At 52.7% G+C, this 15990-nt stretch carries 15 protein-coding genes; 9 read left to right on the top strand and 6 right to left on the bottom strand.

Features of this window, described 5'->3' with window-relative positions:
- Positions 1 to 16 precede the first annotated feature (16 nt).
- The 7 genes from QQL62_RS11665 (at position 17) to QQL62_RS11635 (ending at position 5927) form a co-directional block, all read left to right on the top strand.
- On the top strand, positions 17 to 559 hold the full coding sequence (locus QQL62_RS11665) for a TRAP transporter small permease (RefSeq protein WP_284379377.1): 543 nt from the start codon (positions 17 to 19) through the stop codon (positions 557 to 559).
- Positions 556 to 1839, top strand: a complete 1284-nt coding sequence (locus QQL62_RS11660; RefSeq protein ID WP_284379373.1) for a TRAP transporter large permease — start codon at positions 556 to 558, stop codon at positions 1837 to 1839. Before QQL62_RS11665 ends, QQL62_RS11660 begins: the two co-directional genes overlap by 4 nt.
- 18 nt (positions 1840 to 1857) lie before the next feature.
- Positions 1858 to 2145: a putative quinol monooxygenase gene (locus tag QQL62_RS11655; protein ID WP_284379368.1), complete on the top strand. Its 288-nt coding sequence runs from the start codon at positions 1858 to 1860 to the stop codon at positions 2143 to 2145.
- A complete protein-coding gene (locus tag QQL62_RS11650) occupies positions 2142 to 2936 on the top strand; it encodes an N-acyl homoserine lactonase family protein (protein WP_284379366.1) in 795 nt (264 codons plus the stop codon). Before QQL62_RS11655 ends, QQL62_RS11650 begins: the two co-directional genes overlap by 4 nt.
- Positions 2933 to 4159, top strand: coding sequence for a 3-oxo-tetronate kinase (gene otnK, locus QQL62_RS11645; protein ID WP_284379363.1), 1227 nt, complete (start codon positions 2933 to 2935; stop codon positions 4157 to 4159). The genes QQL62_RS11650 and otnK overlap by 4 nt, the downstream gene beginning before the upstream one ends.
- Positions 4156 to 4803 carry a 3-oxo-tetronate 4-phosphate decarboxylase gene (otnC, locus tag QQL62_RS11640; protein WP_284379360.1) on the top strand — a complete coding sequence of 216 codons (648 nt, stop codon included), beginning with the start codon at positions 4156 to 4158 and terminating at the stop codon, positions 4801 to 4803. Before otnK ends, otnC begins: the two co-directional genes overlap by 4 nt.
- Before the next feature lie 125 nt (positions 4804 to 4928).
- Positions 4929 to 5927: a LacI family DNA-binding transcriptional regulator gene (locus QQL62_RS11635; RefSeq protein ID WP_284379358.1), complete on the top strand. Its 999-nt coding sequence runs from the start codon at positions 4929 to 4931 to the stop codon at positions 5925 to 5927.
- 8 nt (positions 5928 to 5935) lie between these two features.
- Here QQL62_RS11635 and QQL62_RS11630 read toward each other — a convergent pair whose 3' ends face one another.
- The 6 genes from QQL62_RS11630 to QQL62_RS11605 form a co-directional block, all read right to left on the bottom strand.
- Positions 5936 to 7093, bottom strand: coding sequence for a Gfo/Idh/MocA family protein (locus QQL62_RS11630; protein WP_284379355.1), 1158 nt, complete (start codon positions 7091 to 7093; stop codon positions 5936 to 5938).
- 12 nt (positions 7094 to 7105) lie between these two features.
- Positions 7106 to 7993: a TIM barrel protein gene (locus QQL62_RS11625; protein WP_284379354.1), complete on the bottom strand. Its 888-nt coding sequence runs from the start codon at positions 7991 to 7993 to the stop codon at positions 7106 to 7108.
- Between the two features lie 14 nt (positions 7994 to 8007).
- The gene (locus tag QQL62_RS11620) at positions 8008 to 9111 is read right to left on the bottom strand and encodes a Gfo/Idh/MocA family protein (protein WP_284379352.1); all 1104 of its coding nucleotides are present in this window, start codon (positions 9109 to 9111) and stop codon (positions 8008 to 8010) included.
- Between the two features lie 180 nt (positions 9112 to 9291).
- Positions 9292 to 10314 (bottom strand): YeiH family protein, encoded by a 1023-nt coding sequence (locus QQL62_RS11615; RefSeq protein ID WP_284379349.1) that lies wholly within the window; start codon positions 10312 to 10314, stop codon positions 9292 to 9294.
- A gap of 96 nt (positions 10315 to 10410) precedes the next feature.
- Complete coding sequence (gene xsc / locus QQL62_RS11610; RefSeq protein WP_284379346.1) at positions 10411 to 12192, bottom strand: sulfoacetaldehyde acetyltransferase; 1782 nt, start codon at positions 12190 to 12192, stop codon at positions 10411 to 10413.
- A gap of 57 nt (positions 12193 to 12249) precedes the next feature.
- Positions 12250 to 13863: a GMC family oxidoreductase gene (locus tag QQL62_RS11605; protein WP_284379343.1), complete on the bottom strand. Its 1614-nt coding sequence runs from the start codon at positions 13861 to 13863 to the stop codon at positions 12250 to 12252.
- Positions 13864 to 13991: 128 nt separating this feature from the next.
- Between QQL62_RS11605 and QQL62_RS11600 the strand changes: the two genes are divergently transcribed.
- Both QQL62_RS11600 and QQL62_RS11595 read left to right on the top strand, forming a co-directional pair.
- Positions 13992 to 15224, top strand: a complete 1233-nt coding sequence (locus tag QQL62_RS11600) for a TRAP transporter substrate-binding protein (protein WP_284379342.1) — start codon at positions 13992 to 13994, stop codon at positions 15222 to 15224.
- 96 nt (positions 15225 to 15320) lie between these two features.
- A complete protein-coding gene (locus tag QQL62_RS11595) occupies positions 15321 to 15989 on the top strand; it encodes a TRAP transporter small permease (RefSeq protein WP_284379339.1) in 669 nt (222 codons plus the stop codon).
- Position 15990 lies beyond the last annotated feature (1 nt).

Genomic DNA, 15990 nt, shown 5'->3' with positions numbered 1-15990 from the left:
ATTCGATCGGGAGAATATGATGGATTACCGACCGCTCTATCCTGCGCCTTTACGCCTGCTTAGTAATCTGGTTGATATCAGCCTTGTTCTAGGCGGTGGTGCGATAGTTTTACTGGTGTTTGTGAATGCATTCCTGCGCGGCGCTGCGGGATTTGATCTGGCATGGTCGCTGGAAGTTACGGCATTCTTACTACTGTGGACCACGTTTTTGGGCTGTGCTGCCGCCATGGCACGCGGTGCACATATGCGTGTAACCGAAATTGTCGAAAGCTTGATCCCAAAGAGGGGACAACGGGTTCTCAGTATTGCCATCGATATTATCATCGTCGGCGTACTGCTTAGTCTGATCGTGACGGGCTATAGCATCTCACAGCATACTTGGGCGCAGAAAACCACCGTACTATATTGGCCTGTCGGGCTGTTATACGCCTCTATGCCGGTTGGAATTGCGTTGAGTTTGATATTTCACCTGTACAATTTTTACACGGATCTGCGCAACATGCCCGATCCCCAAAGCCCGCATCACACTGATGGCGCTGACGCGGAGGAGCTTCTGTGACCCTATTATTTGTCGTATTCGTATTCCTAACCACGGTTTTCTTGGGGGTGCCTCTTGTCTGGGCTATCTTGTTGACTGCGGTTTTACCTATCATTGTCTTTGATTTGGGTTTTCCTCTTCAGGCGCTATACCTGAATTTCATAGGCGGTGTTGAACCCAATCATTTTTTGGCGATCCCTTTGTTTATTGTTGCGGGCGAATTGATGAGTCGCGGTGGCGTCGGTCTGCGCATTATCGGCTTTGCCAAGGCGGCCTTTGGGTTCATGCCCGGTGGGCTTGGCATGGTCGTTGTTGGGGCCTCGATGATTTTTGGCGGAATATCAGGATCTGCCATTGCGGATAGTGCAGCAATTGGATCGGTGATGATTAAAAATATGGGCAAGCAAGGCTATAGCGTTGCCTTTGCCGCGGGTCTGGTCGCGGCGGCAGGAACTATTGGCATTATCATTCCGCCATCCATTCCCATGCTGATTTATGGTTTTGTGGGCAACGTATCTGTTGCTGATTTATTTTTGGCCGGTATGGTCCCTGGTGCCTTGTTTGGGCTGTTCTTTATGGCGGTATGTTACCGTGTGGGTAAGGCCAGCGGCTGTGATCCTGGGGGGTATAAGACGGACGCTGGGGAATTGTGGCGCTCATTTGTGGGCACCGCACCTGCCTTGTTCATGCCGATCCTTATCTTGGGCGGTATCTTCAGCGGATGGGTTACCCCAACCGAGGCGGCGGCGCTGGCGGTGGTCTACGGATTGATTGTTACCATGTTTGTCTACCGCGATTTCAAAATCCGCGATTTGCCAAAGTTGATGATCGATGCCTTTGTTATGAGTGCTACAGTTATGGTGGTGATTGGTGCGACCACTGTTTTGGGTTGGCTAATTACCTTAGAGCAAATGCCGCAAATTCTTGTGGGATTTGTACAGGATATGTCGTCCAGCCCGTGGGTATTCTTGTTGTTGGTCAATGTGGTCTTGTTGATCTTGGGTCTGGTTCTGGATCCGGTTCCGGCAATCCTGCTAACGGCACCGCTGTTTTTGCCTACCGCACAGGCCTTTGGGGTGGATCCGGTTCATCTTGGGGTTATCATGACCTGTAATGTTGCGGTTGGGCTGTTTACGCCGCCGGTTGGGGCAACGCTATATGTAGCCTCTAGGATATCGGGGGTTGGTGTGCTGTCAATCGCGCGGGCCATGGCGCCATTGTATATTTCGGCAATCGGTGCATTGCTGTTGGTTACCTATGTGCCAGCGGTTTCAATGACCATGGTCGAGCTGTTCCGATAAATTATGGAGACTAAGTCAATGTATGCAGTGATTGTAACCTTCACCATCAAGCCACAGTATCAAGGGGCATTTTTGCCCCTTGTAATCGAAAATGCCCGCCAATCGCGAGGCGAAGCGGCCTGTCAACAATTCGATGTTTGCGCAAACTCAGACACCCCAGAGACCGTATTTCTATATGAAATCTATGACGATAAGGCAGGGTTTGAAACCCACCTAGAAACCGCGCATTTTCTAGAGTTCAATCGGATAGCAACAGATATGATTGAAGAAAAACAAATATCGACCTATACACAGGTGGTGCAATGAGCTGGAAAATCCACGCGCTAAAATACGCAGGGCGCAATGCCCGCACCCGCGCCGACAGCTTCATCATCGATGACAATCATGATGCGCCCCATCATATGGATTATTTCATTTGGGTGTTGCGAAAAGACGATCAGGTGATCTTGGTTGATACAGGCTATGATGCTACCGAGGCGACGGCCCGTCAGCGCCCCATTCAGATGGACCCACGCAAAGCGCTGGCCAGCATTGGCCTACAGGCCACAGATATCACGCAGGTCATTGTCACCCACCTGCATTACGATCACGCCGGTGGTTTGCACCTGTTTCCAAATGCCACATTGCACCTGCAAGAGGCCGAGATGGCCTTTGCCACGGGGGCGTGCATGTGCGATCATGCGCTGCGCGCACCCTTCACCGCGGATCACATTTGCGAGGCCGTAAAACGGGTCTATTCAGGGCAGGTGGTTTTCCATCAAGGCGACGGCCAGATCACAGAGGGCATAAGCGTGCATTGCATCGGTGGCCATTCTAAGGGACTGCAAGCCGTGCGGGTGCTAACCGATGTGGGCTGGGTGTGTTTGGCCTCTGACGCCGCCCACTACTATGAAAATTTCACACAGAAAAAGCCGTTCCCCATTGTGGCCGATATGGATGAGATGCTGGCAGGGTTCGAGCGCCTCTATCAATTGGCCAGCCGTCCGGAACTGATCATCCCCGGCCATGACCCGCTGGTTCGGCAGTACTTTCCTGTTGATGGCCCAGAATTTGTATTCCGCCTAGACCAAGGCCCCAATCAAGAGATTCCATCGTGAAAATCGGCGTGATTGCGGATGATTTCACCGGTGCGTCTGATATCGCGCTTACTCTTTCCGAGGGAGGGATGCGGGTGGCACAATTCAATGGCATTCCGTCCAAACCCCCACCCAAGGTTGATGCAGGAGTTGTGGCCCTGAAATCCAGAACGGAACCTGTGCAACAGGCCGTGGCACAATCCCTAGAGGCCTGTCGATGGTTGCGCGAACAGGGGGCCGAGCAGGTCATTTTCAAGGTCTGCTCGACCTTCGATTCTACCCCTAGTGGCAATATCGGCCCTGTGGCCGAGGCGCTGGCGAATGAAGTGGGCGAAACCCGCGTAGCGATCTGCCCTACCTTCCCAGAAAACGGGCGCCTGCTTTTTCAGGGGCATTTGTTCGTACAGGGGCGTTTGTTAAATGAAAGCGGGATGCAAAATCACCCTCTAACCCCAATGACTGATCCCGATATCCGCCGCGTGCTAAAGGCACAAACGACTTGGGATGTAACCCATATTCCCTATGCCACGGTATCGAAGGGGAGTGAGGAAATTCGAACGGTTCTACAAGGCCCCAAAGCCATGGTCATTATCGATGCAATTAGTGATGTTGACCTGCGGGCCATCGCCCCCGCGCTAAAGGGGCGAAGACTGATCGTTGGCGCATCTGGGATTGCGCTGGGCCTTCCGGAAAATTTTGAACAAACAAGTACTTGCCCAATATTTTCGGGACAAAAAGGGCAGGGCGTCGTTCTTTCGGGGTCGTGTTCTCGCGCGACCCGTGCCCAGATCAAATGTTACAAAGAGCAGGCGCCCTCGCTTGGTTTGATCGTCGACAATTTGATGGCCGATAGATATAATTTGGACGCACTTTGTGATTGGGTTATGGCCCAAGAAGCCCCTCCTTTAATTTACTCATCGGCCGATCCGGTGGATGTGGAAAGCGCCCAGAAAACCTTTGGCGGTGAAAATGTGGCTCGAAAGATTGATGACTTTTTTGCATCCTTGGCACAGGCCTTGGCACAGCGCGGGATAGAACGATTGGTCGTGGCAGGGGGAGAGACCTCGGGGGCGGTCACGCGCGGCCTTGGGCTAGAGCTCTTGGAAATTGGCCCGCGTATTGCCGCAGGTGTGCCCGCAGTATCGGTGCCGGATCTGAATTTGGCCCTTGCGCTAAAGTCTGGAAATTTTGGTGCAGAGGATTTCTTCCAATCGGCACTGGATATCTTGAAAGGCACAGAATGAGCGAAATAACCGCCAAACGCGATACCATAGCAAAATGGGCCAAGTCGCTGTTCGATCGCGGTCTTACGGGGGGCTCATCGGGCAATATCTCCCTGCGCCTTTCGGATGGCAGTTTGTTGGTGACCCCCACGGGCAGTTCTATGGGGTTTCTTGAGCCGGAAAATATCGCGCATCTCGATACCGATGGCCGGCTGTTGTCCGGCCAGGCCCCAACCAAAGAGATGCCGCTTCATCGGGCCTTCTATGACACGCGCGGGGGTACGGGTGCGGTGGTGCATTTGCATTCTACACATTCTGTTGCGCTTTCGGTGATGCCAGAAATTGATGAAGACAATGTGTTGCCGGCACTGACGGCCTATGGGGTGATGCGGGTTGGCAAGGTGAAATTACTGCCGTTCTTTTTGCCCGGCGATGCGCAAATGGGTGATGCGCTGCGCGGTGTTGCGGCTAAACATGCGGCTGTGTTGCTGGCGCATCACGGCCCTGTGGTTGCTGGCAAAACCCTAGAGGCGGCGATCTTTGCCATGGAAGAGCTGGAAGAGACCGCAAAGCTTGCCCTGATTACGCGCGGCGCCAACCTGCGCTTGCTTAGCGACCCCCAGATACGGTCTTTGGTGCGGAAATTCGATGTTCAGTGGGGTTGACCCCTAAATACCGCACAGTTGCGGGAAAAAATCATCAAAGCTGGGTTAAATATACTGTTTTCGCATTTTTGCATGGCACAAATCCTGCTTTCGCGATACGCTTTTGGGCAACCATAGGAGAGCGCATGGCGGTTACGCTAAAAGATGTGGCAAAACTGGCAGATGTATCGCGCTCGGCGGTATCACGTACCTTTACCGAGGGGGCATCCGTTTCGGCCAAGACACGTGCCAAGGTTATGCAGGCCGCCGCTGAATTGGGATATCGCCCTAATGCATTGGCCTCGTCGTTGACCACAGGGCGTACCAAGATGATAGGCTTGGTTTCAAACAACTTTCATAATCCGTTTTTCCTAGAGGTCTTTGATCTCTTCACGCGTGGCTTGCAGGAAAGGGGCCTGCGCCCACTGTTGGTTAATCTAACCGATGGGACGGATCCAGATGCCTCGGTGCAAATGCTGCGACAGTATTCTGTGGATGGGGTGATTGTGGCATCCTCTACATTACCGCCGGGGTTTTCATCGGCATTTCGTGATGCAGGCATGCCGGTTGTGCATTCATTTGGGCGGCACCGGGAAAACCCGCCTGTTGATATCCTTGGTATCGACAACATTGCGGCAGGCAAGTTAGCGGCGGATACTTTGATCTCGCGGGGGTATACACGCCTAGGATTCTTAGGTGGGCCGGCGCAGGCAACCTCTACCATGGACCGCGAGGCAGGATTCGTAAGCGCCCTAAAGGAACACCCACAGATTGAATTCACCGTGAGTTTTGCTCAGGCCTATTCGTTTGATGCAGGGCGCGCAGAGATGCAACGCCTGCTGGGTTCTGAGCCAGCTGATGCCTATTTCTGCGGGGATGATGTACTGTCTATCGGCGCGCTATCTGCTCTTGGGGATGCCGGGCTGGAGGTGCCGCGCGATGTGGGGATAATAGGGCTGAACGATATGGCGATGGCGGGCTGGGAGAGCATCAACCTGACCACCATCAGCAACCCGTTGGAGAGCATTATCGCCGCATCCATTGATCGCGTTGATGCGCTAACCAAAGATAATTCTATCGTGCCACAGATGCATCTGTTTAAGTGCGCATTGGTAGAGCGCGGGACCCTGCGCCCCGCGCCCTAAATTTTAGATTATTCTCTAAACATAGGCGGGCGGGCATCCAACCATTTGCCCTCGTTTTGGCCGGATTGCGCTACGGCAACCACAGCCGACATTGAGCGCAGACCATCGGGCGCCTTGGGGTATAGATTTGCCGCAGGATCTATTGCACGGCCCTCCTTACGTGCGCTAATCGCTTCGGCTAAATCAGTGTATATATTGGCAAAAGCTAGGGGCATTCCCTCGGCATGGCCGATGGTAACGCGTGTGGTGCGATCGGCCTCTGGCGATAGATTTGCCTCACCGCGTTCGATCACCTGAAGGCGTTGATTTAGAGGCATGTAAAACAGTTGGTTTGGTTGCTCTTGGCACCAACGCAGACCGCCTGTTTCACCAAAAACCTGAATGCCAAGCCCATGTTGACGCCCTATGGCGATCGAGGATGTCCATAGGCGGCCAACTGCCCCTCCATCCATACGAAAATTCACCATAGCGTCATCTTCGAGCTCTCTTCCCTCTAGGCAAGATATGGTATCCGCAGAGAGCTTGGTGACCTCTTGGCCGGTAACAAAGCTAGCCATGTGTAGGGCATGGATGCCACAATCAGCAAATTGCGCGCTGACCCCTGCTTGTGCGGGATCATAGCGCCAGCGAACGCGGGGATTATCTGCATCCGATGCATCTGCGTGGTGACCATGGGAAAACTCTGCATTCACCAGACGCACCTTGCCGATATCGCCGCGCGCGATCATCGCCTTCATATGGCGCACAAGGCTATAGCCGGAATACCCGTAATTCACTGCACAGATATTGCCAGTTCTCTCTGCAACTCTAACAATCTCTTCGCCTTCTTCCACGGTCATGGTCATTGGTTTTTCGCATAATACATGAAACCCTCCTTCCAAGAAGGCTTTGGTTATTTCAAAATGCGTAGAATTGGGGGTGGCAACGGTTACTAGATCGATGCGATCATCGCGTGCCTTTTCGCCCGCCAGCATATCTTGCCAACTGCCATAAGCGCGATCCCCCAGACCCAAACGCTGCCCGTAATCGATCCCCTCGGCGGCACGATGATCCAAGGCACCTGCGCAAAATTCAAACAGACCATCCAGACCAGATCCCAGACGATGGGCTGGGCCGATTTGGCTACCTTCGCCGCCGCCAATCATGCCCCAACGTAGTTTAGTCATGGTTTCTCTCCCTTAAAAACCAATGGATTCTAGATACTTACGGTTTAAGATTGCATCATCAATCGGGGATGTATCCCCCGCGGGGTCGCAATCCTGTTCCACAGTGCACCAGCCCTCAAAATTATTGTCCAGCAACACTTGGCGCACAGCAGGGAAATCCACATCCCCCTCGCCAAGATTGCAAAAAATCCCCTGTGCACATGCCTCGTAAAAGTCGGTGCGCTTTTCCACCACCTCGGCCTTTACCTTGGGGGCAATGTCCTTGAAATGCATATAGCTGATGCGGGCGATGTAGCGCTTCATAAAGGCTACGGGGTCAAATCCTGCATAGGAGTGATGGCCGGTATCAAAACAGATGTTCAGGATGCTGCTGTCGACCTCGTCCAGCAAGCGCTCTAGTTCTGGTTCAAAATCGATGAACCCAGCCGCATGGGCATGAATGCCAACTGTTAGCCCGTATTCTTGGGCACCAATGCGGGCAACTTCGGCAATGCGACCGCGAAATGCGGCCCATTCTGCGTCATCCATTTGCTCTGCCTCGCTGGCACGTCCTGCGGTCGGGGCGCGGCGCTCGGATATGCTGTCGATGATCACCAGATTTTGCGCACCATGGGCCTGCAGGGCCTTGCAGGTGCGTTTTGATGCATCCATAACGTCCGCCCATTTGGTAGGATCATGGAAGGGTTGAAAAATCACCCCACCAACCAGCTCTTGGTTAAACGCATTCAGGGCTTCTGACAGAGCGTCTGGGTTTTCGGGCATATAGCCAATGGGGCCCAGTTCGATGCCATTGAACCCAGCCTTGGCATTTTCTGCAAGAACCGTGCGCCAATCCGGATTACGCGGATCATCCGCGAATTCCACACCCCACGAACAGGGGGCATTACCGATTTTAATCATAGGTTTTTCTCGTCCTAATAGTCGTTGATGTTCACCCAAGCACCCTTGGCGCTGGACTCGAGCGCGGCCTTGACCACGCGGTTTACTTCCATACCCTCTTCAAAGCTTGGCCAGATGATGCGATCCTCTTCGATGGCGCGTAGAAAGTCATGTGCCTCGATGATGATCTGATCTTGATATCCAGTTCCATGGCCCGGCCCCTGACAGAAGGGTAGGTAATCCGGATGAGCGGGGCCGGTTAGAATTTTGCGAAACCCTCGTTCGGCCTCTGGGCCTTCCATGGTATATAAATGTAGGGCGTTCTGATCTTCTTGATCAAATCGGATAGCGCCTTTTGTGCCGTATATTTCATAGGCATAGCCCATTTTACGTCCCGTCGCCACGCGGCTGAAAAACATGTGCCCCTGTGCCCCATTCTCAAACCTACACATCATCTGCGCCTGATCATCATTGGTTACCTTACCGCCAGGGCGATCTACATGGATGGTCTCAACACTGGCCACCAGCGAAGTTATTGGGCCAATCAGCGCGCGCGCGGCGTTGATCATATGGGGTGCTAAGTCTCCCATGGTGCCCGTTGCGGCACCTTGGGTGCGCCAAGTGGCGGGTAGGGTGGCATCGGCCAGGAAATCTTCGGTGTTTTCACCTCGAAACCATGTGACATCCCCGATGCGCCCCTGGGCGATCAGTTGGCGGGCATATTGGGATGCCGGAGTGCGAATATAATTGAATCCAACCATATGGATACAGCCAGATTGCCGTGCGGCGGCCAGCATTTCGCGGCTTTGCTCTACGGTTTCGCCCAATGGTTTTTCGCAGAAAACAGGTTTGCCGGCGGCAAAGGCAGCCTTGGCGATTTCTAGGTGGGTGGATTGCGGAGATGCGATGATCACGGCCTCTACCGCAGGGTCGTTGACCAGTTCATTCCAGTTAGAGGTCGCGCGCTTGAAGCCAAATTTGGTGCGGTATTTCTCTGCGCTAGCATCCGATGTTGCGCAGACCATTTCTAGGCGTGGGCGCAGGTTGGTTTCAAACAGGCTGCCTACTGCCGCATAGGCCGTCGCATGGGCCTTGCCCATATAACCACCGCCAACGATGCCTATTCCGATATCCTGCATAGTGATCTCCCCCGCGATGTATGTAAAATTGCAACCGGTTGCAATGAGGTTATCTAACGCGGTTTTAGGGTACAGGTCAATCTGAAATTTTCCGCAGGTTGATTACCTCTGTTGGCCCATTAAAAATCGGGTGAGCAAAAATCATCGCAAACCCGCGAAAATAATTCCACGAAATCGGGGTTAATGCCCGAAGGCCAGGACCCCCAGCAAAACGAACATTGCGATGAATAGGGTTTCGAGCACGATCATAGCAATGGCTTGACCGCCAACCTCTAGAATGCGCTTTAGAGATGTTTTCATACCTACAGCGGCGATGGATACCAATAGCGCCCAGCGCGAAAGGCTGGCCATACCATCCGCAACAACCGCAGGGATCATTCCCAGAGAATTCAAGCTGGCAAAGCCTAAGAACCCAATCACAAACATCGGTAGAATTGGCGGGCGTTTGCCCATATTATCTGTATCTTCCGCATAGCGGCGCACCAAAATCGAGATTACCAAAACTACCGGGGCCAGCATGGCCACTCGGATCAGCTTGACCAATGTGGCAACCTCGCCCGCCTCGTTTGATATGGAAAATCCAGCCCCTACGACCTGTGCCACATCATGGATTGTACCCCCAAGGAATACCCCCGCAACCTCGTCGTTAAAATCAAAGGTCTGGGTTAAAATAGGATAGATGATCATTGCCAATGTGGACAATACCGTCACGCTGAGCACCGTGAATATCAGGTTGCGCTCTGATTGCTCGTTTTTGGGCAATACTGCCGATATCGCCATGGCCGCCGATGCGCCGCAGATGGCAACAGATCCGCCTGTTAGCAGCCCAAAGCGCCAGCCTCGCCTTAACAAACGCGCGGCCAATAGGCCAAAGAGAATGGTGAAAATCACGCCCAAAACAACAACAAGGATCAAATTTGCCCCCAGTCCAACCATTAGCTCTACACTGATGCGTACCCCCAACAGCGCAACACCAAAGCGCAGAACGGTGCGGGCGGTAAAATCTATCCCCGCCTTGCAGGCGCCGGCGGCGTCCTCGGCTAGAAAATGAAATGCGATCCCGAGCAGCAGCGCCATTAGCATCGCTGGTGCACCGTAGTGTTCTGATAAAAACTGTGCCGCCACAGCCACCACAACCGAAACCATAAATCCACGCCAATGCGCACCGTAAAACTCTGAAACTCTCGTGCTAAGATCGCTCATTTGATATCCTTTTGGCAAAAAGAAGCCCCCTCTGCTTTTGGGAAGAGAAGAGGGGGCTAGCCTTAGCGGAGCACAGAGGCGCCGAAAAGGGGTCTGTTACGCAATATTGCGTTTTGACGTTTGATCGGCAATGTTGATACCCGCAACACTGACGGGCTTGGTCATTGCATCACGGCGGAATGGCTCGCCCAGTTCTTGGTTCAACAGAACTTCGATAAATGTTGTTTTGCCTTCCTTCATCTGGCGGGTCACTGCCTTGTTCAACTCGTCGGTCAGTTCTTCCATAGAGGTGACCGCGACACCATCCACACCGCAGGCTTTTGCAATACCCGCATAGGACACCTCGGTAGACAATTCGGTGCCCACGAAGTTATCGTCGAACCACAGCGTGGTGTTGCGCTTTTCAGCACCCCATTGATAGTTGCGGAAAATCACCATGGTGATCGCGGGCCAATCATCGCGCTGAACTGAAACCATCTCGTTCATTGATATCCCGAAAGCCCCATCGCCCGCAAAGCCGACCACGGGTGTGTCTGGGCAGGCAATTTTGGCACCACAAATGGCAGGGAACCCATATCCGCAAGGCCCGAACAGGCCGGGGGCCAGATATTTGCGGGTATCGTCAAAGGATGGGTAGGCATTACCAATCGCACAGTTGTTGCCAATATCCGACGAGATGATCGCGTCTTTGGGCAGTGCGGATTGAATGGCACGCCAGGCCATACGAGGGCTCATCTTTTGTGGCTCTCGGCCGCGGGCGCGTTCATTCCACGTGGTGCCCGGATCATCATCTTCGTGATCCATAGAGGTTAGTTCTTGGGCCCATCTTGATTTGGTGGTGCTGATGGTCTCTTTGCGTGCACTGCGCCCTGCATCCCCTGCGTCATTGCCCAATTGCTCTAGAATGCCGCCGGCAACTTTCTTGGCATCGCCTACAATCCCTACGGTTACGGGTTTGGTCAGGCCAATGCGATCAGGGTTGATGTCTACTTGAATGATTTTGGCATCTTTGGGCCAGTAATCAATACCATAGCCGGGCAGGGTCGAAAACGGGTTCAGCCGTGTTCCTAGTGCTAAGACCACATCTGCCTTGGAAATCAGCTCCATGCCGGCCTTCGAGCCATTGTAGCCCAGTGGCCCCGCAAACAACGGGTGCGAGCCTGGGAAGGCATCGTTGTGTTGATAGCCCACACAAACTGGCGCATCCAAGCGCTCGGCAAGCGCCATCGATTCAGAAATAGCATCGCCCAAGACCACACCAGCCCCATTCAAAATTACAGGGAATTTGGCGCCAGACAGCAACCTTGCGGCCTCGGCAACCGCCTGCTCGCCACCAGCAGGGCGCTCAAATTCAACTACTGCCGGCAGTTCGATATCGATCACTTGGGTCCAGAAATCGCGTGGTATATTGATCTGTGCCGGGGCCGAAGCGCGCTTGGCCTGTAGGATCACCCGATTTAAAACCTCAGCCATGCGTGATGGATCACGTACCTCTTCTTGGTAGGCGACCATATCCTCCAACAGCGCCATTTGCTCGACCTCTTGAAAACCACCTTGACCAATGGTTTTATTCGCGGCCTGAGGTGTAACCACCAATAGGGGGGTGTGGTTCCAATAGGCGGTTTTGATGGGGGTGACTAGGCTGGTAATGCCTGGGCCGTTTTGGGCGACCATCATAGACATATCGCCCGATGCGCGGGTAAATCCATCTGCCATCATACCGGCATTACATTCATGCGCACAGTCAAAGAACTTGATCCCCGCGGCGGGGAATAAATCGGAGATCGGCATCATGGCCGATCCAATTATACCAAATGCATGGTCAATCCCATGCATTTGCAATACCTTCACAAAGGCTTCTTCTGTTGTCATTCTCATCGGAGATCTCCTGATACTCTGGTTAACTAAATAGATGCACGGCACCGTTGCGGGGGATTAGGCGGTTGCCGCATCCTCCAGAATCATCTGGCTGGCCTTTTCGCCAATCATTATTGCGGGGGCATTTGTGTTGCCTGAAACGATCTCGGGCATGATCGAGCAATCGGCGACCCGAAGTCCTTGAATGCCATGAACCCGCAGGCGCGCATCGACCACCGTGTTTGGCCCTGTGCCCATTTTACAGGTACCCGTGGGGTGATAAATCGAGGAGGAATGATTGCGCGCCCAATTCAATGTGCCCTCGTAATCATCTATATCCAGCTCCTTGGTGGGGCGGAATTCTTCGGAAATTTTGCCTACAAGCGGAGCATGACGGGCGATTCTGCGGGCGATTTTCACACCTTCTACAAGTGTGCGGCAATCCAGATCGGTAGATAGGTAGTTGGGGTGTATCTTGATTTTATCCTTGGCGTTTGCACTTTTCAGTTTTAGCTCACCGCGGCTTTCTGGGCGTAGTTGGCATACAGACATGGTAAAGGCCGAGAAGGGATGCACACCTTCGCCTGGGCTGTCTGCCGACCACGGTTGTACATGGAATTGAATATCTGGCGTATCTACATGCGGGCCGGTTTTCATAAATCCAACAGCCAAGCTGGCGGCCATGGTCATCGGGCCTGCGCGAAACAGGGCGTACTTGGCGGCAATGCGGGCTTGATTAAATACGCTGCGAACCTCGTCATTTAGGGTGGGTTCATTGCATTTAAATACCAATCGCGCCTGAAGGTGGTCTTGCATGTTTTTGCCAACGGCGGGCAGATCGGCAACAATACCGATACCGTGTTCTTTCAAATGCTCGGGGTCACCAATACCAGATAGCATCAAAACCTGCGGTGAACCCAATGCCCCCGAAGAGAGAACAATCTCGCGATTGGCCTGAAGGCTATGATCACGTCCAGCCTTATCTTGGTAAATCACCCCGGTGGCGCGCCCTTCTTCGATGAGGATCTTTTGAACCTGTGCATTGGTTATGATGTTCAGGTTGGGCCGTTTTCGCGCAGGGTTCAGAAAGGCGACGGCCGAAGAGCAGCGCCTCCCCTTGCGGGTCGTGAGCTGGAAATACCCAACACCTTCTTGCTGATTACCATTGTAATCGGGATTATAAGGATATCCTGCCGCCTGCGCTGCCGCGACCCAAGCATCGCAGATCGGGCGTTGCAATCGCATATTCGAAACCGAAAGCCCACCGCCGGTTGCGTGATATTCATCTGCTCCGCGTTCTTGGTCTTCGCTACGTTTAAAGAGGGGTAAAACATCATCCCATCCCCAGCCTTGGTTTCCCATTTGGCGCCAGCGGTCATAATCTTCTGCTTGACCACGCACATATAACAACCCGTTCAACGAAGATGACCCGCCAAGGACCTTACCGCGGGGCCAATCGATAGATCTCCCATTCAAACCTGAATCAGGTTCGGTGCGATAACACCAGTCCACCGATGGGTTATGCATAGTTTTGAAATACCCCACCGGCACATGAATCCACGGATTCCAATCGCGCGGGCCCGCCTCTAGCAGGGTTACATTATTTTTTGGGCTTTCGCTAAGGCGATTCGCTAAAACACAGCCCGCAGAACCGCCACCGATCACGATATAATCCGTATTCCTTGATTGCATTACTTCGCTCCCTCGACGTCTGCATATTGGCTGAAAATAAGTTTTTCTTGCGCAATTAACGATAATCGATTATTAATGATACTGCAAGTCTCAAAAATGAGAAAATAAACTATGCAGAGGAGGAATGCATGAAAGTTTCAGATAAACTAGCGGGGATTTCCCGGCGGGATTTACTTCGCTTAACGGGCACTTACGGGATGTCGTCCACATTGTTGGCGGCCGGTTCTGTTGCTGGTGTTGCCACACTGCCGTCCTTGGCGGCGGCGGCCGAATCGACCTATGACAAGCGGTTCAAGAAACCTGCAAAGCACACGCTGAAATTTGGTGCCTCGGGGTTTAATGCGCGCAACTTGTTGATTGAACGTGCTGGTGCATTGGAATTTGCCCGCGATCTAGAGGAACGCACAGATGGCGAAATCCGCGTAGAGTTTATTGGCGATAATCAAATCTGTGGTCAGCTGTCCTGTGTCGAGAAAACCCAAAACGGGATTGTCGACATTTATGCAGCCTCTACTCAAAACTCTGCTGGCGGTGCGCCCTATCTAAACGTGCTGGATTATGCCTATGTATTCCCGGGGCGTGCATCACAATATCATTTCCTATACAGCCCGGAATCTAACAAGATTCTGCGCGAGCCGTTGGAAAAACGCCACGGTCTGAAATTCTTGTTCAGCCATTGTGAATTGCGTGGTCTGCAAATGGGCCAAAACTTTGCAGAGAAACCAACAGTTACCAAACTGGAAGAGTTATTTGGCACCAAAAACCGCGTGACCGGCACCCAATTGGGTCGTATCGCGATGCAATTGTTGAACCTAAACCCTGTTCCTGTTGCATGGGAAGAAACGCTTGATGGTCTGAAAACTGGCTTGATCGACGGCGCGGAAACATGGGCGTCAGCCGTGGCATATGCCAATATGTCACCTGTTGTTTCGCAATCGGTTGATCTGCGTTTCTTCTGTGGTACTGAGCACACCTCTATGTCTGCCAAGGTTTTCGACAGCTTGGATGGTCATTTGCAGGATGCGGTTATGGAATCGTCTTATCTGGCACAGGTGCATGTACAGGCCGCCAACGAGGCAGCCTTGGTTAAAACCGTAGGGTTCTCTGATCCGGTTATGCCTGGCACATTGTTCGATGAACACAATGTACGCCCAGCATTCCTAGCAGATGATCAAATCAAAATGGCCGAGGAAATGTGTTCGCCAGAATACAATCCAGAGCCATGGGCGCAATGGCGCGAGCGGCTCAATAACTGGGCTGGCGGGCTTGATACCTATACTGAACTGCACCGCATTGCACGAGAAGTGCCAGCGGATATGAAACCAGAAAACGTGGAGCCACGTCGCTGGTGGAAGGGTTAATCCCCTTGGAGGACGGCAGGTTATGACCTGCCGTCGCTTTTTTAATCTATTTACAGCTGTATTACGCTACGGTCGGTCTCAGGGAGGAGACGGATTATGACAACTATTGCTAACGAGATCGCAGAGATATTCAGCGCAGTTCTATCGAATGATGCATGGATGATCAGCGAGTCGCTTAAAACCAATGCCGCATGGGTGGTCGGGGCATTTGCAACCCTATTTGGGGGTGCATTGATCGTGGCGATCTATCGCTATGTACCTTGGATCGAGCGCAAATTTGAATCCACAGTGATGGTTTCGACTTACTTACTGATAGGCGCTATTATCTTTGTAGAAGTCTTTCGCAGATTTATTCTGAATGTTCAGGCGCCTTGGTCGACCACTTTGCCACCGTTCCTGTTCCTGATTATGACATGGGCAGGATGTGCCTATAACGTGAAGCTGCGCACGCATCTATCGTTCTCCGAGTTTCGCATGAATATGCCGCGCCCGTTGCAATTCACATGCTTGTCTCTGGATGCCATCTTGTGGATTGGATTCTCGTGGATTGTGATTGTCACGTCTACCCAAGTGGCCGCAAATTCTGCCGCTAATTTCCAAATACTACTGGGAACAGACAATGTCCTACAGTGGTGGTTCCTTGTATCGGTTCCGATTAGCTTCTTGCTTGTTACCGCACGGGCCATGGAAAACTGGTTGATTGATTTTAAAAACCTACGCGCCGGTGAAGTGCTGATTAAGCCTGTCGCAATTGGTTCAGATTGAG

Origin of the sequence: Amylibacter marinus (genome assembly GCF_030160015.1) — a bacterium.
GTDB lineage: Bacteria > Pseudomonadota > Alphaproteobacteria > Rhodobacterales > Rhodobacteraceae > Amylibacter > Amylibacter marinus.
Note: the sequence above shows the minus strand (reverse complement) of the source record. Positions and strands in the feature narration are given on the sequence as shown.